Raw genomic sequence first — 19,256 nt, 5'->3', positions numbered from 1 at the left:
GCTCGCAAACTCCCGTCTGCTCCGTTCGGCCTGAGCCTGTCGAAGGCCTCCCTTTCCCTTGCCGAGTCGAAGAAAAGAAGGGCTTCGACAAGCTCAGCCCGAACGGACTTTGGGACCGGGCTTTCAACCCACCCGCGGCTCTAAATCCATCGCTGAGGCAAGCTGGCGGAACCGCTTCTCGACAGCATCGCCATAGAGGTTCCGGTCCTCGTCCGGCAGGCGCAGGGTTAGCGCGTTGCCCTCGATCCTGAGCTCGGAGCGTTTGAGAGGTTCCGCGGCCCCGCCGCTGAGCCGCTGGCCCAGCCGAATCGCCAAACCCCAGCGCACGGCTCGGCGCACATCGCTTTCGCTGACCAAAGTCGACAGCGCACCGAGCGACCCGGCGCCGCCCCCGAATGCCGAGAACAGCGCCTGGCCGAGCAGCACCCTGCCCCGCGCGTCGATGCCGACCCAATTGCCGTGCGCCCCCGTCTCGAACGCGCGCTCGGCGCGGAACTCGGGATTGGCGCGCCAGCCCGTGTCGCCCAGCAGGCAGGCAGCGAGGCGCAGCCGGGCGTCGCTATTCCGTGGGAAGAGCGGCGCGATCCAGCGGTCGAGCAACTCACCATGCTCGGGAAAGCGGCCTTGCACGTCGGCTTCTTCCCGGCAGGCGGCGATCAGCGGGTCTTCCACGCGGACTTTTTGAGGCAGAGCGCCGAACAGCAGCCCCTCGCGAAGCCCATAGGCCGAAACGATCAGGCTCCGGCTTTGCAACTCTCGTACGAGCACTGCGAGCAGCGACGCGGCTTCGCCCAGGGTCGCGATGCGCGATCCGGTCAGCGACGGAACGAGGCGCAATTGCTCGCGGTCGCTTTCGAGCACTGTGCGGGCGAGGCGCGGCACCGAGCTGGGCGCCATCACATATTGATGGACGATCGGCAGCGGATAGGCGGCAAGCGCCATGTCGACGCGGGCAAGCGCGCGCCAAGAGCCGCCGACCAGATAGAGCGGCAAGCCCTTGGCCTGCTTCAGCCACGGGGCGCGGGCAAGCTGCTGCGCCACCATTTTCTCGAGCGCGCCGCGTGCGCCCTTGGTCGCGGCGATGCGGAGGACCCCGAGGGGGAAGGATGCCCGGTCGAGCACCTGCCCGTTCGCGACTCGGGTCAGCTCGAGGCTGCCTCCGCCCAAATCGCCGACAATGCCGTTGGCGTCCGGGATGGCCGAGAGCACGCCGAGCGCCGCCGCTTCCGCTTCCTGCTCGCCGGAAAGCAGTTCGACGTCGAGGCCCAGATCGGCAGCCTGGGCGAGCAATTCGTTGCCGTTGCTCGCATCGCGCACCGCGGCGGTGGCGACCGTGCGGACGTGTTCGACGCCCATAGTGTCGGTGAGGCGGCGAAACCGCGCGAGCGCCCGCACCGCCATGTCGAGCGAGGCCGGCGCGATCGCCCCCGTCGCATCGAGGCTTCTGCCGAGGCCGGCCATCACCTTTTCGTTGAACAAGGTCGCCGGAATGCGCGGCGGGCCGCCATAGACGACCAGGCGGATCGAGTTGGAGCCGATGTCGATGATCGCCTGCCGCGCTTCCCGCGCGGGCATGGTTTCGGCTCTCGGGCGTTCCAGCACGGCGATATCGGTCACCGGCGCCTCAGCCTCAGCTTGGGCACCGCGTCGCTGTTGGCGAGCGACTTGCCGCGGCCGCTCAGCGACGGGTTTGTCATGAAATAGCGGTGCAGGTTGAAGGGCGTCTCGCCGGGTTCATCGCGCTCGTACGTGCCGTCGGGCAGCAGCTCCCAGCTTTGCTCATTGTCGATCAGATTGGCGACCATCACCTGGTCCAGAACCTGATCGTGCACGGTCGGGTTCACGATCGGCAGCATATATTCGACGCGCCGGTCGAAATTCCGGGGCATCCAGTCCGCCGAAGAGATGAAGACCTTGGCCTTGTCGTTGGGCAGCGCCCGCCCGTTGCCGAAAGCGAAGATGCGGCTGTGCTCAAGGAAGCGGCCGACGATCGACTTGACACGGATATGTTCGGACAGGCCGGGCACGCCAGGCCGCAGGCAGCAGATGCCGCGCACGACCAGGTCGACCGGCACGCCCGCCTGGCTGGCGGCGTAGAGCTTCTCGATCATCGCCGGATCGACGAGCGAATTCATTTTCGCCCAGATGCCGGAAGGGCGGCCGGCCTTCGCATGCTCGATCTCGCCGTCGATCAACGCACAGAGCTTGTCGCGCAAATCGAGCGGCGACATGGTCAACATCTCGAGGCTGGTCGGCTCGACATAGCCGGTGATGTAGTTGAAGAGCTGCGCCGCATCGCGGCCTATGCGCGGATCAGCGGTGAAGAAACTCAGGTCCGTATAAACCCGCGCAGTAATCGGGTGATAATTGCCGGTGCCGAAGTGGCAATAGGTGCGATAGCCGCCTTCCTCACGCCGGACGACCATCGACACCTTGGCGTGCGTCTTCCATTCGATGAAGCCATAGACGACCTGCACGCCGGCGCGCTCCAGCGCGGACGCCCAGAGCAGGTTCTGCTCCTCGTCGAAGCGCGCCTTCAGCTCGACCACGGCCGTCACCGACTTGCCGGCTTCTGCGGCGTCAATCAGGGCGCGGATCACGGCCGATTGCTTGCCGGCGCGGTAGAGCGTCTGCTTGATCGCGACCACGTCGGGGTCTGCGGCCGCCTGGTTCAGAAAAGCGAGCACCACGTCGAAGGTCTCGTACGGGTGATGGACGACGATGTCTTTCGCCTTGATCGCCGCGAAGCAGTCGCCGCCATATTCGCGGATACGCTCCGGGAAGCGCGGGCTGAACGGGTGCCATTTGAGGTCGGGACGGTCTTCCTCGACCAGCGCTTCCAGATCGCCGATGCCGAGCAGGCCGCCCGAGACGGTCTCGATCACGTCGGCGCCGCCAAGCTCGCCGCGCACCTGCCGTTCCAGCGCTTCGGGAATGCCTTCCTCAAGCTCCAGCCGGATCACGCGTCCGCGGCGGCGGCGTTTGATGGCGCTGCGGAAGTAACGGACCAAATCCTCCGCTTCCTCCTCGATCTCGATGTCGCTGTCGCGGATGATCCGGAACGTGCCCGAGCCGTTCACCTGGTAACCGGGGAAGAGGAGCCCGGTGAAGCAGCGCAGCACCGATTCCATCGGGATGTAGCGCGCGCGCTCGCCGGGAAGGCGGACGAACGGCGGCAAGGTCGCCGGCAGCATCACCAGCTCGCGAATCGGCTCCTTGTCCGACAGGCGGACGAGGTCGAAAATCAGGCTCAGTCCCTTGTTCGGGATGAACGGGAACGGGTGCGCGGGGTCCAGCGCCTGGGGCGTGATGATCGGGAAAATGTGCGCGCGGAAATGCGCCTGCAGCCATTCGGTCTCTGCAGCGTCGAGATCATGTTCACGGACCACGTCGATGTCGACGTCGGAGAGCGCTGCGCGCAGGTCGGCCCAGACGCGCTGCTGGCTCTGCATCAGCCGCTCAGCTTCTTCGGTGACGGCGGCGAGCTGCTGCGCGACGGTCATGCCCTCGGGCGAGCGCTCCTCGACCTCCTGGAGCTGCTGCCCTTTCAGGCCGGCGACGCGGACCATGAAGAATTCGTCGAGATTGTTGCCGGAGATCGACAGGAAGCGCAGCCGCTCCAACAACGGGTGGTTGGCGTTGCACGCTTCTTCCAGCACGCGCCGGTTGAAGGCGAGCCAGCTCAATTCGCGATTGAAATAGCGCTGGCCGTCAACCGGCGGCGCGTCATCGCGGATGATCGGCTCCGGGCGAGCCATCAGAACAAATCCTCCTGCCGGGCGCCGAACGTATCGCGGGCCAGCTTTAACGACAACCGCACCTTGCGCGCCAGTGCCGCTTCATCGAGCGCGTCGACGGCCTGGATGATGCCGACATGGGTGCGCTCGATCCGCGGCATCAGCCAGGGCACCAACCCCGGCGGCACCTGCAGGTTGCGTTGCAGCAGCAGCTTTTCGATGAGGCCGGCGACCAGCACGTCGTCAGGATCGCCGAGGCTGATGACGGGTGTCGCGGACAGCCGCGTCTTGAGATCGGGAAGCCTGATCTTCCACGCCGGCGGCGCCTCGTCGGCCACGATCAGCAGCGGGCGGTGCGTTTCCTGCGCGGCGTTCCATGCGTGGAAGAGCTCTTCTTCCGGCCGCCGTTCCGCGTCGTCGATCAAGCGCCCGCCCGAGTTGCGCGCGAACAGCCGGCCGAGCAGGCTGCGGCCCGATTTGCGGGGTCCGGTCAGGATCGTGGCCATCACCGGCCAGGTGCTCCAATGGTCGAGATGCCTCATCGCACGCGCGTTGCTTTCGCTCACGATGAAATCTTCCTGACGCTCGTCGGCGGGCCAACCGAGCGGCAGTCCCATTTGGCTCATTTGGGCGCGGCTGTCCCGCTTGGAGACGGAGCCGGCGCCGCTCCGCGCCGGATGCGGAGCGTGCCGGCGCCCTGCTGCACTTGCCAGCCGCGCGCCTGCAGCGCCGCCGCCAGATCTGCAAGCTCGCCTTCATAGGTCACGCGCATCACCGACACGCCGCCGAGCGCAAGGCTCGCCGTCTGCGCCGAGCGCACGCCGGGGATGCCCCGCAGCGCCGCCTCGCCCGCGCTGACCGAACCGACGTCGGGCGTATCGAACTGGACGTTGAAGCTCGTGACGCCCGCCGTCGGCGTGTCGCTTTCGACCGCGGCGGTTTCCTCGGGGATCGTATCGTCCGTCGCTTCCAAATCTTCTTCCGGCACCGCCGGCTCGGCTATCAGCGACGGGTCGGGCGTCAGGCGGCCTTCCTGCAGCGCGCGGGTGAACAGAGCGTCCATGCGCTTTACGCCTTCGTCCATCAGCTTGGGCAGGCCGTCCGCCGAATCGACTCGCAGCACGAAGCCGCCGAGCAATTGGCGATCGGGGCCGTGGAACGCCTGGAAACGGCCGATCACGGGACCGCCCGGCCATTGCCGCTCGATCTGCACTTGCGGGACCAGCACGTCGGCCGCGCCATAGCCGTCGATCAGCAAGCGCCACCAGGTCCGTCCCGTCCGCCAGGTCTGCGACGGCGTCAGGATCAGCGAATCGGGGCCCGTGCCCGTCGGCCGGACATAATCGACCGGGCTGTTGCCGGTGCGGAATCGCGCCCAGGCCTTTTGCCATTCGGTGCGCGTCTCGAACGCTTGCGGGACGCCGCCGGAGAATTGCACCGGAATGATCAGCATCGGCGCGGAGCGCAGCATATTCTCCGACGTGCCGAGAATCGTGCCGGCACGCGCGCGGTCGAACAGCACGCCCAGCCGCGCGATATAGCGGTGCGGGCCGATTTGCTCGTCCTCGACGACGACGCCGGCGACGATGCCGTCGAGCGCCGAATCGGAAAGCTGCGGCCCCTTCTCGCCGCCATGCGTGCGGCCCCAGAGCGCGTCCCAGCCCTTACGCTGAGCCTGCCGCCAGCCTTCCAGTCGCGCCCCATTCGGATTCGCGGCGTAAACATCGACGTCGATGCCCGACACCTCGAAGCTCGACGAGCTGTCGATTGGCGGCACGCCGCGCTCGCCGCCCTCGATCTGGGCGCGCAGCATCGCCGCGACGCCAAGCGCCAACGCGAAAAGCAGGACGAACGGAACAGGGACGGAGAAACGGCGCAGGGCGATCACGGCGCCCTTCTGGCGCGTCCCCGGTGGAAATCCAAGCGTCTTGTCGCTAGGCGGCGGCCATATGAGCGACAGCCAACCCTATACCTATGCCCGGGCGGGCGTTTCGATCGCGGCCGGCAACGCGCTGGTAAAGGCGATCGGCCCCCTTGCGAAAAGCACGCGCCGTCCCGGCGCGGATGCAGAACTGGGCGGGTTCGGCGGCTTTTTCGACCTGAAGGCGGCGGGCTATCGCGATCCGCTGCTGGTCGCCGCGAACGACGGCGTCGGCACCAAGCTGAAGCTCGCCATCGAGCACGACCGGCACGACGGCGTCGGCATCGACCTGGTCGCCATGTGCGCCAACGACCTGATCGTGCAGGGCGCCGAGCCTTTGTTCTTTCTCGATTACTACGCCACCGGAAAGCTCGAGGCCGGAGTCGCCGAGCGCGTGATCGCGGGAATCGCGGAAGGGTGCCGCCAGGCGGGCTGCGCGCTGATCGGCGGGGAGACCGCCGAGATGCCGGGCATGTATGCGGATGGCGATTATGACCTTGCCGGCTTCTGCGTGGGGGCCGTGGAACGCGACCAGGCGCTGACCGGCACCCGAGTGAAAGCCGGCGACATGATCCTCGGCCTCGCTTCCTCGGGCGTGCACTCGAACGGCTATTCCCTGGTGCGCCGCCTTGCCGCGGACAAGGACTGGAAGCTGAACCGCCCTGCCCTGTTCGATCAGGACGTGATCCTGATCGATGCGCTGATGGCGCCGACGCGCATTTACGTGAAGTCGCTGCTGCCGCTGGTGCGTGAAGGCAAGATCGCGGCGTTGGCGCACATCACCGGCGGCGGACTGCTGGAGAATGTCCCGCGCGTGCTGCCGGACGATCTTCACGCCCGAATTGATGCCGACGCCTGGCCGCAGCCCCGGCTGATGGCGTTCCTGCAGGCGCAGGGCGCGATCGAGCCGGAAGAAATGGCGCGCACTTTCAACTGCGGCATCGGCATGGCCGTGGTGGTCGCCCCCGAACAGGAGGAAGCGGTGAAGGCAGCGCTGGAAGCGGCCGGCGAAACCGTGTTCGTAATCGGCCGCGTCGAACAGGGCCCGCGCGGCTGCACGGTCGTCGGATCGGCGGACGCGTGGAGTGCGCGCGAGGCATGGCAGGCGGTGCATCTTGGCTAGATTCCCCTCCCGCTTGCGGGAGGGGTTAGGGGTGGGAAAGGCCTCTAGCTCTTGCCCGGGGCGAAGGGCCCACCCCCGGCCCCTCCCGCAAGCGGGAGGGGAGAAATGAAGGCCCGTGTCGCCGTCCTGCTGTCGGGGCGCGGGTCGAATATGGCGGCGCTCCTCTATGCGGCGCGCTTGCCCGATTGCCCTTACGAACTTACGCTTGTGACGGGTGACAAGCCCGACGCGCCGGGGTTGGCGCTTGCCGAGGCCGAAGGCGTCCCGGTCGTGCGCCTTCCCGCCTACAAGCCCAAGGACAAAACGGATTTCTACGCGGCATTGAGCGAAGCGCTGGACAGAGCCCGCGTCGATTGCATCGCGCTGGCCGGCTTCATGCGTATATTGCCGGCGGATTTCATCGACCGCTGGGCCGGGCGCATCGTCAACATCCATCCCTCGCTGCTGCCCAAATACAAGGGCCTCGACACGCACGAGCGGGCGCTGGAGGCCGGAGATGCCGTCGTCGGCTGCTCCGTCCACGAGGTGACAGCCGAGCTTGATGACGGGCCGGTGCTTGGCCAGATCGAGGTTGCGGTTCTTCCCGGTGACACGCCTGAGTCGCTCGCGGCGCGAGTGCTTATCGCCGAGCACCAGCTTTACCCGCGCACCCTCGCCGCTTTCGTGATGCGCGAGCGCACGCCCGAAGCTAAGCTCGCGCGCGTCCGGCAAGCGGCGATGGCGCTGCCCGGAGCCGAGGAAACCGTGTCGCACGGCATGCCCTGCTTCCGCATCGAGGGCGGCAAGATGTTCTGCTATTTCACGCACGATCATCATGGCGACGGCATCATCGCGATGATCGTGAAGACCAGCGGCCCGGACGAGCAGGCGCAGCTCATCGATCAAGACCCGGAAACCTATTACCGCCCTGCCTATTTCGGCACCAGCGGATGGGTCGGCGTGCGGCTGGATAGCGGCGACACCGATTGGGATCATGTCGCCGCCCGGATCGAGCTCAGCTGGAAGCTGGTCGCCCCGCGCAAACTGCTTGGGATCAGGGAGTTCTGAGCGCCGCCTGGAGCGGAGCGGCTCGGCCTACCTCTCAGGCGTCGTAATCGAGCACGACCTCGTTGGTTTTCGGAACCGCCTGGCAGGTCAGCACATAGCCGCTGGCGACTTCTTCGGCGGACAGGCCGTAATTGGCTGCCATCGTGACTTCGCCCAACACCACCTTTGCGCGGCAGGTGGCGCATACGCCCGCCTTGCACGCATAGGGCGCAGGCAGGCCTGCCGCACGGGCATTGTCCAGAATGCTGCCATGCTCGCTGTCGAAGGTCAGGCGGCGAGTGCGCCCGTCGAGCGTCAGCATGAGCTGGCGCCCTGCGGCGGCGCGGCGCTCCGCTTCCTGCGCCTCCGCTGCCGCGCCGGTCGGACGATCGACCGTGAACCGCTCGATCAGAATCCGGTCCGCCGACGTGCCCGCCTCCAGCAACGCGGTTTCGGCGGCGTCCATCATGGGGCCGGGGCCGCAGATGAAAGCCGCGTCCAGCCCTCTCGGATCGACCAGCCTGCCGAGCACCTCGGCCAGCTTCCCCCGATCGAGGCGGCCGTTGAACAGCGGCGCTTCCTCGTCGAACTCGTCCTCGAGGAAGTGATAGACCGCCAGCCGGTCCATGAAGCGGTTCTTCAACCCCGCCAGTTCTTCCAGGAACATGATCGAGCCCGAGTGCCGATTGCCGTAGAGCAAGGTGAAGCGGCTGTTCGGTTCCTCGATCAGAGCGGTCTTGAGCAGCGACAGAACCGGCGTGATGCCCGATCCGCCGGCGATGCCGAGATAGGACCGTGCCGCATCCGGATCGAAGACCCAGGTGAAACTGCCGTGCGGCGGCATCAGCTCGATCGCGTGCCCCGAAGCGAGCATGCGGTTGGCCCAGGACGAGAAGCGTCCGTCGGTAATCTGCTTGATCGCGATGCGAAGCTCGCCGTCATGCGGGCTGACGCAAACGGAGTAGTTCCGGCGCAGCTCCTCGCCATCGATTTCGGCGCGCAGCGTCACATGCTGGCCGGCGCGGAAGGCGAAGTGCTCCCGCAGCTCGTCGGGCAAATCGAAGCGCAGCGACACGGCGTCGTCGGTCTCGCGCCGCACTTCGGCGATCGTCAGTTCGTGAAAATGTTCGTTCATCTCAATGGCACTTGAAGCGGTCGAAGGGCTCGAGACAGTCGCGGCATCGCCATTGTGCCTTGCACGGCGTCGAGCCGAAGCGGCTGACTTCCTGCGTATGGGTCGAGCCGCAGCGGGGGCATTCGACGGTCCCGCCGGAGGTCGGCGGCGTGATGCCGTAGGCGCGCAGCTTTTCATGGCCTTCCGGCGTGATCCAGTCGGTGGACCAGGGCGGCGACAGCACAGTGCGGACGGCGACGTTCTGCAACCCGGCATGGTCCAGCGCCGCACGGATCGATTGCTCGATGGCGAGCGTTGCGGGGCAACCCGAATAGGTGGGCGTGATCGTCACGGCTTCGTCGCTCACATCCCGAACGATGCCGAGATCGACGACGGACAGCGCCGGGATTTCGGGATCCGGAACCTCGGCGAGAATGCCGCGGATCGTATCGCTTACGTCCTCAATGGCTACCATCGCGCGTCGGGATAGCTGCGGGGCAGATGCTGCATCACGGCGAGCAGGTGTCCGAGATGCTCGCTATGGTGGCCGACCCGGCCGCCCACGGTTGCGCGCGGCAGCTCGGGCATTTCGAGCGTGGCGTCGTTCAGCACAGCCGCCACGCCCGCATCGAAGGCCGGCCTCAGAGTGGAACGATCAGCGGCGACGCCTTCGGCCGCCAGGGCTTGCTCGATCGCGTCCATCTGGAACAGCTCGTCGACGAAACGCCAATGCCAGTCGAGCCCGTCGATCATGCGCTGCCGGCTTTCGTCCGTGCCGTCGCCGAGCCGGATCACCCAGTCTCCCGCAAGCTCGCGGTGGTAGCGCACTTCCTTGACGCCTTTGGCGGCGACTTCGGCGATGCGCGCGTCGTTCGATCGGATCAGCGCGCCCAGCAGCAGCTCATGCATCGAGGAATAGAGGAATTGCCGGGCGATGGTCCGCACGAAGTCGCCGTTCGGCTGCTCGACCATGAGGCAATTGCGATAGGCCAGCACGTCGCGATGGAAGGCGAGCGCGTCGGCATCGCGTCCCTTCCCTTCCAGCTCGCCCGCGTAACCGAGGAAGAACGTCGCCTGCCCGATCAGGTCGAGCCCGATATTGGCGAGGCTGAGGTCAACCTCAAGCGTCGGCGCATGGCCGCACCATTCGGACAGGCGCTGACCGAGAACCAGCGCATCGTCGCCCAGGCGCAGCAGATATTCGAAGCGTGGATCGCCAAGCGCCGTCATCAGATGTTCTTCACCGCGTCTGGGATCTGATAGAAGGTCGGGTGGCGATAGACCTTGTCCGCCGCCGGCTCGAACAAGGGCCCCTGCCCGGCCGGATCGCTGGCGGCGATATCGGCCGATTTCGCGACCCAGATGCTGACGCCTTCCATCCGGCGGGTATAGGTGTCGCGCGCGTGCATCAGCGCCATGTCCGCATCCGGCGCATGCACGCTGCCGACGTGGCGGTGCGACAATCCGCCGCGCGCGCGGACGAACACTTCCCAGAGCGGCCAGTCGTTCGCCATCGTTCAGGCGGCCTTTTTCGCTGCGCGCTTCGCCTCATGGGCGGCGGCGGCTTCGCGCACCCAGCGATTGTCGTCCCAGGCTTTGCGACGGGCGAGCATCCGTTCCCTGGCGACCGGCCCTTCGCCACGGACCACGGCGTAGAATTCCTCCCAATCGACCGCGCCGAAATCATAGGCGCCGCGCTCGGCATTCCATTTCAGATCGGGGTCGGGAACCGTGAGGCCGAGGAACTCGGCCTGCGGCACGGTCACATCGACGAACTTCTGGCGGAGCTCGTCGTTCGTGTCCCGCTTGATCCGCCAGCGCATCGACTGCGCGGTGTTGGGCGAATTCTCGTCGGACGGGCCGAACATCATCAGGCTCGGCCACCACCAGCGGTTGAGCGCGTCCTGCGCCATTTCGCGCTGCTCGGGCGTGCCGTTCGCCAGCACCATCATGATCTCATAGCCTTGGCGCTGGTGGAAGCTTTCCTCCTTGCACACGCGGACCATCGCGCGGGCATAGGGACCATAGCTGGTGCGCTGAAGCGGCACCTGGTTCATGATCGCTGCGCCGTCGACCAGCCAGCCGATCGCGCCGATGTCCGCCCAGGTGAGCGTCGGATAGTTGAAGATCGTCGAATATTTGGCGCGGCCCGAATGCAGCGCGTCGATCATCTCCTCGCGGCTGGCGCCCAGCGTCTCGGCCGCGCAGTAGAGATAGAGCCCGTGCCCGCCCTCGTCCTGCACCTTGGCGAGCAGCACCGCCTTGCGGCGCAGCGACGGCGCGCGCGTAATCCAATTGCCTTCCGGGAGCATCCCTACGACTTCGCTGTGCGCGTGCTGGGAAATCTGGCGGATCAGCGTCTTGCGGTACGCTTCCGGCATCCAGTCCTTCGGCTCGATGAATTCGTCGGCCGCGACCCGCGCCTCGAACGCGTCGACCAACTCCTGCGGCTCGTTGGAGAGCGACACCGGCTTGGCGCTTTTCTGCAGTTCGGTGGTGTACATGGCTGGACTCCTAGCCCCGCCATATCATTAGCCGACCGAGCGGTCAACGAATGGTCAGACCCGTTCGATCGCCAACGCGATCCCCTGCCCGACACCGATGCACATCGTGCAAAGCGCGCGTTTGGTGCCGCGTTCCTGAAGCTCGATCGCCGCAGTGAGGGCGAGCCGTGCGCCTGACATGCCGAGGGGATGACCGAGCGCGATTGCGCCGCCATTCGGGTTCACATGGTCGGCGTCATCGGGGAGGCCGAGTTCGCGCATGACGGCCAAGCCCTGGGCCGCAAAGGCCTCGTTGAGCTCGATCACGTCGAAATCGCCTATCGCCAAACCGAGCCGCTCCATCAGCTTGCGGCTGGCAGGCGCCGGACCAATGCCCATTACTCGCGGCGCCACGCCCGCCGTCGCGCAGCCGAGAATCCGCGCAATCGGCGTCAGACCGTGCGTGGCGGCTGCCTCTTCACTGGCGATCAACAGGGCTGCGGCACCGTCGTTGACGCCGCTTGCATTGCCGGCAGTGACGCTGCCGTCAGGGCGGACGATGGGCTTCAGCTTCGCGAGCGCTTCGATCGTCGTCGCGCGGGGATGCTCGTCCTTCTCGACCGTGACGGGATCGCCTTTGCGCTGCGGGATGGTGACGGGCACGATCTCCTTGGCCAGCCGCCCATTGGCTTGCGCGGCGGCGGCCCGGTTCTGGCTGCGGAGCGCGAAGGCATCCTGGTCTTCGCGGCTAATCTGCCAGTCCTGCGCCACGTTTTCGGCTGTCTCTGGCATCGAATCGACACCGAATTCCGCCTTCAGCTTCGGGTTGACGAAGCGCCAGCCGATGGTCGTGTCGTAAACGGCGTTGCTGCGCGAAAAGGCGCTTTCGGCTTTCGGCATGACGAAGGGCGCGCGGGTCATGCTCTCGACGCCGCCGGCGATCATGAAATCGGCCTCGCCCGCGCGAATGGCGCGCGCGGCATAGGCGGTCGCGTCCAGGCCCGATCCGCACAGCCGGTTAATGGTCGTGCCCGGCACCGTTTCGCCGAGACCGGCCAACAGCGCCGCCATGCGCGCGACGTTGCGATTGTCCTCGCCGGCCTGGTTGGCGCAGCCGAGGACGACATCATCCACCTTTGCCCAATCGACATGCGGATAACGCGCCTTGAGAGCAGCCAAGGGGACGGCCGCCAGATCGTCCGCACGGACACCGGCCAACACCCCGCCAAATCGGCCGATCGGCGTACGGGCGCCGCCGCAGATAAAGGCTTCGGTCATAGCGCGCTTTCCTCCTCGATGATCGGACCGCCCGCTGTCGGAGACGCTCCGCGGAACGGCAACGACGCCGGCTTTGACACGATCAAGCCGGCAACATCTACGGTTATGTGATATCGGGCTGGGGCGGCAGGAAGCGAGCCCGGTGCGCCGACAGCCGACACCGCCGCCTTGCATGCGCTCCGGCACTTGGTAGAGGATAGGAAATCGGCCTCGGGAAAACCGCCCGGAGCTATGGCGACCCTGCGCTGACTTTCGTGAATGAAAAATACGACCTGCGTGAGATCATCGATCGGCATATCGGCCGCGAGGGGCCGCTGCTGCCGATTCTGCATGACGTGCAGGATGGGTTCGGCTGCATTTCCGAAGCGCACATCGTCGAGATCGCGGCGGCGCTGAATCTGAGCCGGGCGGAAGTGTCGGGCGTCGTTTCCTTCTATCACGATTTCCGCCGCACGCCGCGCGTAAGGCCGGCGATCAAATTATGCCGGGCGGAAGCGTGCCAGTCGCGCGGAGTCGAGGCGCTGGTCGCAGCGGTGGGCGAGGATGCGCGCGTGGAGCTTGAGACCGTTTATTGTCTTGGCCTTTGCTCAGTGGGACCGGCGGCGCTGGTCGGGAGCGAGGTGCACGCGCGGCTTGACGAGGCTTCGCTGAGCGCGCTGATCGAGCGGATCGCGGCGGCGTGAGGCTGTTCGTTTCCGACGATGCCGCGGCACTGGCCTGCGGCGCGGACGCCGTCGCCGCCCGGGCCGAGGCGATGGGACACGAAGTCGTCCGCACGAGTAGCTGGGGCATGCACTGGCTGGAGCCGCTGGTCGAAGTCGAGGCGGAAGAGGGGCGGATCGGCTACGGCCCGGTGCTGGCCGGAGAGGTCGAGGCGCTGCTTTCGGGCGCGCTGGAGCACAAGCGGATCGGCGATGTCGCGGCGCATCCGTTTATCGCGCGGCAGCAGCGGCTGACGTTCGCGCGCGCTGGGCGAACACGGCCGCTGAGCCTGGACGACTATGCAGCGACTGGCGGATGGGAGGGCCTGGAGCGCGCGCGGGCGATGGCGCCGGAAGCGATCGTCGATGAAGTGACGATATCGGGCGTGCGTGGGCGCGGCGGCGCGGGCTTTCCGGCGGGCATCAAGTGGAACACCGTCCGGCAGGCGGCGGGTGCGCGCAAATACGTGGTGTGCAACGCCGACGAAGGCGACAGTGGCACGTTCGCCGACCGGATGCTGATGGAAGGCGACCCGTTCTGCCTGATCGAGGGCATGGCGATCGCCGCGCTCGCGGTCGGGGCGCAAAAGGGCTTTGTCTATATCCGCTCCGAATATCCGCATGCGATTGCCAAAATGGAAGCGGCGGTTCGGCTGTCCGCCCACCTGATCGCGCCATTTGGGATCGAGATTCGGACCGGCGCCGGCGCCTATGTCTGTGGCGAGGAGACTTCGCTTCTCAACTCGTTGGAAGGCAAGCGCGGCGAGGTGCGCGCCAAGCCGCCGCTGCCGGCGATCGAAGGTCTGTTCGGCTGCCCGACCGTGGTCAATAATGTGCTGACGCTCGCGGCCGTGCCGTGGGTGCTGGCGCATGGGGGGCAGGCCTATGCCGATTACGGGACCGGCCGCTCGCGCGGCACCATGCCGGTCCAGCTTGCCGGCAATGTGAAGCATGCCGGGCTGTTTGAGACGGCGTTCGGGCTCACGCTAGGCGAGCTGGTGAACGAGATCGGCGGCGGCACTGCCTCGGGACGGCCGGTCAAGGCCGTGCAGGTGGGCGGACCGCTGGGCGCCTATTTTCCGCCGAGCCTGTTCGACACCGTGTTCGACTATGAGGAATTTACCGCGCGCGATGGGTTGATCGGCCATGCCGGCATTGTCGTGTTCGACGACAGCGTCGACATGGCGCGCCAAGCGCGGTTCGCATTCGAGTTCTGCGCGGCGGAAAGCTGCGGGAAATGCACGCCGTGCCGCTTGGGCGCGGTGCGCGGGCGCGAGACGATGGAGCGGGTGATCGCGGGCGAGGCGCGCGATGCCAATCTCGCGCTGGTAACCGAGCTGTGCGAGACGATGAAGTTCGGCTCGCTCTGTGCGCTCGGCGGTTTCACCCCTTATCCGGTGATGAGCGCGATCACGCATTTTCCCGAGGATTTCGCGCGGTGAAAGTGCTCGGCGCAGTGCTGGCTGGCGGGCGGTCCAGCCGCTTCGGTTCCGACAAGGCGCTGGCTGAATATCGCGGCGTTCCGCTGATCGAGCATGCGGTTGCGGCCCTCGCAGCGCAGTGCGATGCGGTGGTGATGGTTGGGCGCTACGGCGGGATCGCGGACTGGCCGGAACCGGGCTGCGGGCCGCTCGGTGGGCTGGCGGGCGCGTTGCGCCACGCCCGCGCAAACTTGTTCGACGCGGTGCTGAGCTGCGGTGTCGATGCGCCCGGCGTGCCGGCCGACCTGCGCATGTCTCTGATGCCCGCGCCGGCTTATGTCGCGAGCCAGCCGGTGCTGGGGTTGTGGCCGGTCTCAGCCGCCGACGCGCTCGAAGAAATCCTGACCGGCAGCGGCAGGCATTCGATGCTGGCATTTGCCGAAGCGATTGGCGCGCGACCGGTGAAGCTTCGGCACGAACCTGCTAATGTGAACACGCCGGAGGATCTGGCGCGATTGGAGCAACGTCATGGGCTATGAATTCCAGCCCGATTTTGGCACCCCCGCCTCGCGCGCGGACGAGACGGTCACGCTGACGATCGACGGGCGTGGGGTCACGGTGCCGGCGGGCACGACGGTGATGCGGGCGGCAGCGGAAGCGGGCCTCGCGATCCCGAAGCTCTGCGCGACCGACAGCCTGAAGCAATTCGGCTCGTGCCGGCTGTGCCTGGTCGAGATCGACGGCGCGCGGGGCACGCCGGCTTCGTGCACCACGCCCGCGGCCCAGGGCATGGTGGTGCGGACGGAGAGCGACACGCTCGCGCGGCTGCGGCGGGGGGTGATGGAGCTTTACCTCACCGATCATCCGGCGGACTGCAGCGCTTGTGCGCAAGGCGATTGCGAAATGCGGGCGCAGGCCGAGGCGGTGGGGCTGACCACGGTTCGCTACGCGCCGGGCGACAATCATTTGGGCGAGGCGGTCGATGCCTCCAATCCCTATTTCGACTTCGATCCGGCCAAGTGCATCGTCTGCTCGCGCTGCGTGCGGGCGTGCGACGAGATCCAGGGAACATTCGCGCTGACGATCGACGGGCGGGGATTTGCGTCGAAGGTCTCGGCGGGGCTGCCGTCGGAGGAGTTTCTGAGTTCGGAGTGCGTGTCGTGCGGGGCTTGCGTGCAGGCTTGCCCGACGGGGGCGCTGCAGGAACGGGCGGTCAAGGAACTCGGCATGCCCGAGAGCGCGACCGTCACCACCTGCGCCTATTGCGGGGTCGGCTGCACCTTCCGCGCGGAGATGAAGGGCGAGCAGCTCGTCCGCATGGTGCCGTGGAAGGACGGCAAGGCCAATCGCGGGCATAGCTGCGTGAAGGGGCGGTTCGCCTGGGGCTATGCCAATCATCAGGAGCGCATCCTGAACCCGATGATCCGCGCCTCGATCGACGAGCCGTGGCGCGAAGTGAGCTGGGACGAAGCCCTCACCCACGCCGCGTCCGAGCTGAAGCGCATTCAGGCGAAATACGGACGGCTCTCGATTGGCGGCATCACCTCGTCGCGCTGCACCAACGAAGAGACGTTCCTTGTGCAGAAACTGGTCCGCGCCGGCTTCGGCAACAACAATGTCGATACCTGCGCGCGTGTCTGTCGCTCGCCGACGGGCTATGGGCTGAAGACGACGTTCGGCACCTCGGCGGGGACGCAGGATTTCGAATCGGTCGAGCAGGCCGACGTCATCATGGTGATCGGCGCTAACCCGACCGACGGGCACCCGGTCTTCGCCAGCCGGATGAAGCAGCGGCTGCGGCAAGGCGCGAAGCTGATCGTCGTCGATCCGCGCCGCATCGATATCGTCCACACGCCGCACATCGACGCGGCGCACCACCTGCCGCTTCGCCCCGGCACCAATGTCGCCGTGCTGACCGCGATGGCGCATGTGGTGGTGACCGAGGGTCTCGCCGACGAGGCGTTCATCCGCGAGCGCTGCGACTGGGACGAGTATCGCGAATGGGCGGCGTTCGTCGGCGACCCGAAGCACTCGCCGGAGACGCTGGCGCCTGTGACCCTGGTCGACCCGCAGGAGCTGCGCGCCGCGGCGCGGCTGTATGCGACCGGCGGCAATGGCGCGATCTATTATGGCCTTGGGGTGACCGAGCATAGCCAGGGCAGCTCGACCGTGATGGCGATCGCGAACCTGGCAATGGCGACCGGCAATATCGGCCGCGAGGGCGTCGGCGTGAACCCGCTCAGGGGCCAGAACAATGTGCAAGGGAGCTGCGACATGGGCAGCTTTCCGCACGAATATTCGGGCTATCGCCACGTTTCCGACGATGCGACGCGGCGGCTGTTCGAGACGGACTGGGGCGTTGCGCTCGATCCAGAGCCGGGCCTGCGCATCCCCAACATGCTCGACGCCGCCGTCGATGGCGTGTTCAAGGCGCTCTACATCCAGGGTGAGGACATTCTTCAGTCCGACCCGAACACCAGGCATGTCGCGGCGGGTCTGGCCGCGATGGAATGCGTGATCGTCCACGACCTGTTCCTGAACGAGACCGCCAACTACGCGCATATCTTCTTGCCGGGCTCTACCTTCCTCGAGAAGAACGGCACCTTCACCAATGCCGAGCGGCGCATCCAGCCGGTGCGCAAGGTGATGGCGCCGATGAACGGGCTGGAGGATTGGGAAGTGACCCAGGGCCTCGCCAACGCGCTGGGGCTTGGCTGGTCCTACACGCACCCGTCCGAGATCATGGACGAGATTGCGCGGCTGACGCCGACCTTTGCCGGCGTGTCGTTTGCGAAGCTCGACGAGCTGGGCTCGATCCAATGGCCCTGCAACGACGCGGCGCCCGAGGGATCGCCGGTGATGCACATCGGCGGCTTCGTGCGCGGCAAGGGGCATTTCGTCGTCACCGACTATGTGCCGACCGACGAGAAGACCGGCCCACGTTATCCGCTGCTGCTCACCACCGGTCGGATCCTCAGCCAGTATAATGTCGGCGCGCAGACACGGCGGACGGCCAACACCGTCTGGCATCCCGAGGATTTGCTGGAAATGCACCCGCACGACGCCGAGGAGCGCGGGCTGAAAACCGGCGACTGGGCGAAGCTCGCCAGCCGCTCGGGCGAGACGACACTCCGCGTGCTGGTCACCGACCGTGTGGCGCCGGGTGTGACCTATACGACCTTCCACCATCCGGCGACGCAGGCCAACGTCGTCACCACGGAATATTCCGACTGGGCGACCAATTGCCCCGAATACAAAGTGACGGCGGTGCAGGTCGCCCCCTCCAACGGTCCGACCGACTGGCAGGAGGATTACGAGGCGCTGAGCGAACGCTCCCGCCGGATCGCCCATGTCGAGGCCGCCGAGTGAGCCACACCCTCGACCGGCTGATCTACATGGCCAACCAGATCGCGCGGAACCTTGCCTTGCAGCACGATCCGGAAGCCGCGACCGCCGACCATATCGCCAAATTTTGGGACCTGCGGATGAAGGCGCTGGTGTTCGATCACCTGTCGGCCGGCGGCGAGGGACTGGAGCCGATCGCAGCGGCGGCATTGAAGGGGCTGCAGCACAAGGGTGCGCCCAAGCCGCAAAGCCAGGCGACCGTGTTCAACGCTGTCCACGAAGCCGGCGGGTCCGACGCGGGATGAGCGCGTCCGAGCGACGACATTTCACCGAAACGCTGGCTGGCGGCGGCGACGAGCCCGTCGCGCGCGAGATCGCTGTCGAGCATCCCTGCGCGGTCGAGGTGAACGGGCTCGGCTATGCGGTGATGATGCTGACGCCGGCCGATCTGGAAGATTTCGGCTATGGTTTCTGCCTGTCCGAGCGGCTGATCGATGCGGCCGACGACATCCAGGACGTCGACGCGCACGAGACCGACCGCGGCACGGTACTGCGCGTGACGACGCTGCCGGCCTTGCGCGACCGCGTGCTGGAGCGGGTGCGTCACCGGGTTTCCGACAGTTCCTGCGGGATTTGCGGAATCGAGAATCTGGAGCAGGCGCTGCGCACCCTGCCCCGCCTTGCCGCTCGCGCCGCGCCCGTTCCGCCGGCAAGCGTGTTTCGCGCGCTGGAACAGATGCGCGCGCACCAGCCGCTGAACCGCGCGACCGGCGCCGTCCACGCGGCACTGGCCTGCGAGCCCGACGGCGCGATCCTTGTCGCGCGCGAGGATGTCGGCCGGCACAATGCTTTCGACAAATTGATCGGCGCGATGTTGCGGCAAAGCGAACCATGGGGCGACCGTTTCGCTCTTCTCTCCTCACGCTGCTCCTATGAGCTGGTCGAGAAAGCGGCGCTCGCCGGCTGCACCGCACTGGTCACCGTTTCCGCGCCGACGACATTGGCGCTGGAGCGCGCGCGCGAAGCCGGCGTTGCGCTCATCTCGCTGGCCCGCAGCGACTCCTATCTGATCGCTAAAGCGCCAGCCGGTCCGAGCTTCTGAACTTG

At 66.8% G+C, this 19,256-nt stretch carries 18 protein-coding genes; 8 read left to right on the top strand and 10 right to left on the bottom strand.

Going from position 1 to position 19,256, the window contains the following annotated elements:
- Positions 1-123: 123 nt before the first annotated feature.
- The 4 genes from ACFSCW_RS08605 to ACFSCW_RS08590 are packed head-to-tail and all read right to left on the bottom strand — an operon-like array spanning position 124 to position 5,625.
- Positions 124-1,617: a Ppx/GppA phosphatase family protein gene (locus tag ACFSCW_RS08605; RefSeq protein ID WP_380888434.1), complete on the bottom strand. Its 1,494-nt coding sequence runs from the start codon at positions 1,615-1,617 to the stop codon at positions 124-126.
- Positions 1,614-3,758 carry an RNA degradosome polyphosphate kinase gene (locus tag ACFSCW_RS08600; RefSeq protein ID WP_380888433.1) on the bottom strand — a complete coding sequence of 715 codons (2,145 nt, stop codon included), beginning with the start codon at positions 3,756-3,758 and terminating at the stop codon, positions 1,614-1,616. The genes ACFSCW_RS08605 and ACFSCW_RS08600 overlap by 4 nt, the downstream gene beginning before the upstream one ends.
- Positions 3,758-4,363 carry a P-loop NTPase family protein gene (locus ACFSCW_RS08595; RefSeq protein ID WP_380888432.1) on the bottom strand — a complete coding sequence of 202 codons (606 nt, stop codon included), beginning with the start codon at positions 4,361-4,363 and terminating at the stop codon, positions 3,758-3,760. Before ACFSCW_RS08595 ends, ACFSCW_RS08600 begins: the two co-directional genes overlap by 1 nt.
- Entirely contained in the window at positions 4,360-5,625 is a 1,266-nt protein-coding gene (locus tag ACFSCW_RS08590) for a heavy-metal-associated domain-containing protein (protein ID WP_380888431.1), read from the bottom strand. The genes ACFSCW_RS08595 and ACFSCW_RS08590 overlap by 4 nt, the downstream gene beginning before the upstream one ends.
- A 61-nt stretch (positions 5,626-5,686) precedes the next feature.
- Between ACFSCW_RS08590 and purM the strand changes: the two genes are divergently transcribed.
- Positions 5,687-6,781: a phosphoribosylformylglycinamidine cyclo-ligase gene (purM, locus tag ACFSCW_RS08585; protein WP_380888430.1), complete on the top strand. Its 1,095-nt coding sequence runs from the start codon at positions 5,687-5,689 to the stop codon at positions 6,779-6,781.
- 105 nt (positions 6,782-6,886) lie between these two features.
- Positions 6,887-7,828, top strand: a complete 942-nt coding sequence (purN, locus tag ACFSCW_RS08580) for a phosphoribosylglycinamide formyltransferase (protein WP_380888429.1) — start codon at positions 6,887-6,889, stop codon at positions 7,826-7,828.
- Between the two features lie 34 nt (positions 7,829-7,862).
- Here purN and ACFSCW_RS08575 read toward each other — a convergent pair whose 3' ends face one another.
- From ACFSCW_RS08575 to pcaF, 6 genes are read right to left on the bottom strand one after another with little or no spacing between them, the layout of a single operon-like run.
- Positions 7,863-8,942, bottom strand: a complete 1,080-nt coding sequence (locus ACFSCW_RS08575; RefSeq protein WP_380888428.1) for a 2Fe-2S iron-sulfur cluster-binding protein — start codon at positions 8,940-8,942, stop codon at positions 7,863-7,865.
- 1 nt (position 8,943) lies between these two features.
- Positions 8,944-9,396, bottom strand: coding sequence for a 1,2-phenylacetyl-CoA epoxidase subunit PaaD (gene paaD, locus ACFSCW_RS08570; protein ID WP_380888427.1), 453 nt, complete (start codon positions 9,394-9,396; stop codon positions 8,944-8,946).
- Positions 9,390-10,151: a 1,2-phenylacetyl-CoA epoxidase subunit PaaC gene (gene paaC, locus ACFSCW_RS08565; RefSeq protein ID WP_380888426.1), complete on the bottom strand. Its 762-nt coding sequence runs from the start codon at positions 10,149-10,151 to the stop codon at positions 9,390-9,392. The genes paaD and paaC overlap by 7 nt, the downstream gene beginning before the upstream one ends.
- Positions 10,151-10,435, bottom strand: coding sequence for a 1,2-phenylacetyl-CoA epoxidase subunit PaaB (paaB, locus tag ACFSCW_RS08560; RefSeq protein WP_380888425.1), 285 nt, complete (start codon positions 10,433-10,435; stop codon positions 10,151-10,153). Before paaB ends, paaC begins: the two co-directional genes overlap by 1 nt.
- A 3-nt stretch (positions 10,436-10,438) precedes the next feature.
- Positions 10,439-11,425 (bottom strand): 1,2-phenylacetyl-CoA epoxidase subunit PaaA, encoded by a 987-nt coding sequence (paaA, locus tag ACFSCW_RS08555; RefSeq protein WP_380888424.1) that lies wholly within the window; start codon positions 11,423-11,425, stop codon positions 10,439-10,441.
- Between the two features lie 54 nt (positions 11,426-11,479).
- Positions 11,480-12,682, bottom strand: coding sequence for a 3-oxoadipyl-CoA thiolase (pcaF, locus tag ACFSCW_RS08550; protein ID WP_380888423.1), 1,203 nt, complete (start codon positions 12,680-12,682; stop codon positions 11,480-11,482).
- A gap of 254 nt (positions 12,683-12,936) precedes the next feature.
- On the opposite strand from pcaF, the gene ACFSCW_RS08545 reads away from it, so the two are divergent.
- From ACFSCW_RS08545 to fdhD, 6 genes are read left to right on the top strand one after another with little or no spacing between them, the layout of a single operon-like run.
- Complete coding sequence (locus ACFSCW_RS08545; protein WP_380888422.1) at positions 12,937-13,365, top strand: NAD(P)H-dependent oxidoreductase subunit E; 429 nt, start codon at positions 12,937-12,939, stop codon at positions 13,363-13,365.
- Positions 13,362-14,825, top strand: coding sequence for an NADH-ubiquinone oxidoreductase-F iron-sulfur binding region domain-containing protein (locus ACFSCW_RS08540; protein ID WP_380888421.1), 1,464 nt, complete (start codon positions 13,362-13,364; stop codon positions 14,823-14,825). Before ACFSCW_RS08545 ends, ACFSCW_RS08540 begins: the two co-directional genes overlap by 4 nt.
- Positions 14,822-15,343, top strand: coding sequence for a molybdenum cofactor guanylyltransferase (gene mobA, locus ACFSCW_RS08535; protein ID WP_380888420.1), 522 nt, complete (start codon positions 14,822-14,824; stop codon positions 15,341-15,343). Before ACFSCW_RS08540 ends, mobA begins: the two co-directional genes overlap by 4 nt.
- Complete coding sequence (gene fdhF, locus ACFSCW_RS08530; protein ID WP_380888419.1) at positions 15,333-18,173, top strand: formate dehydrogenase subunit alpha; 2,841 nt, start codon at positions 15,333-15,335, stop codon at positions 18,171-18,173. Before mobA ends, fdhF begins: the two co-directional genes overlap by 11 nt.
- Complete coding sequence (locus ACFSCW_RS08525; RefSeq protein ID WP_380888418.1) at positions 18,170-18,454, top strand: formate dehydrogenase subunit delta; 285 nt, start codon at positions 18,170-18,172, stop codon at positions 18,452-18,454. The genes fdhF and ACFSCW_RS08525 overlap by 4 nt, the downstream gene beginning before the upstream one ends.
- Positions 18,451-19,251 (top strand): formate dehydrogenase accessory sulfurtransferase FdhD, encoded by an 801-nt coding sequence (gene fdhD, locus ACFSCW_RS08520; protein WP_380888417.1) that lies wholly within the window; start codon positions 18,451-18,453, stop codon positions 19,249-19,251. The genes ACFSCW_RS08525 and fdhD overlap by 4 nt, the downstream gene beginning before the upstream one ends.
- Positions 19,252-19,256: the final 5 nt, after the last annotated feature.

It is taken from the genome of Sphingomonas tabacisoli (genome assembly GCF_042678385.1).
GTDB classification, from domain to species: Bacteria; Pseudomonadota; Alphaproteobacteria; order Sphingomonadales; family Sphingomonadaceae; genus Sphingomonas_B; species Sphingomonas_B tabacisoli.
This window is presented reverse-complemented; position numbering and strand designations above follow the sequence as displayed.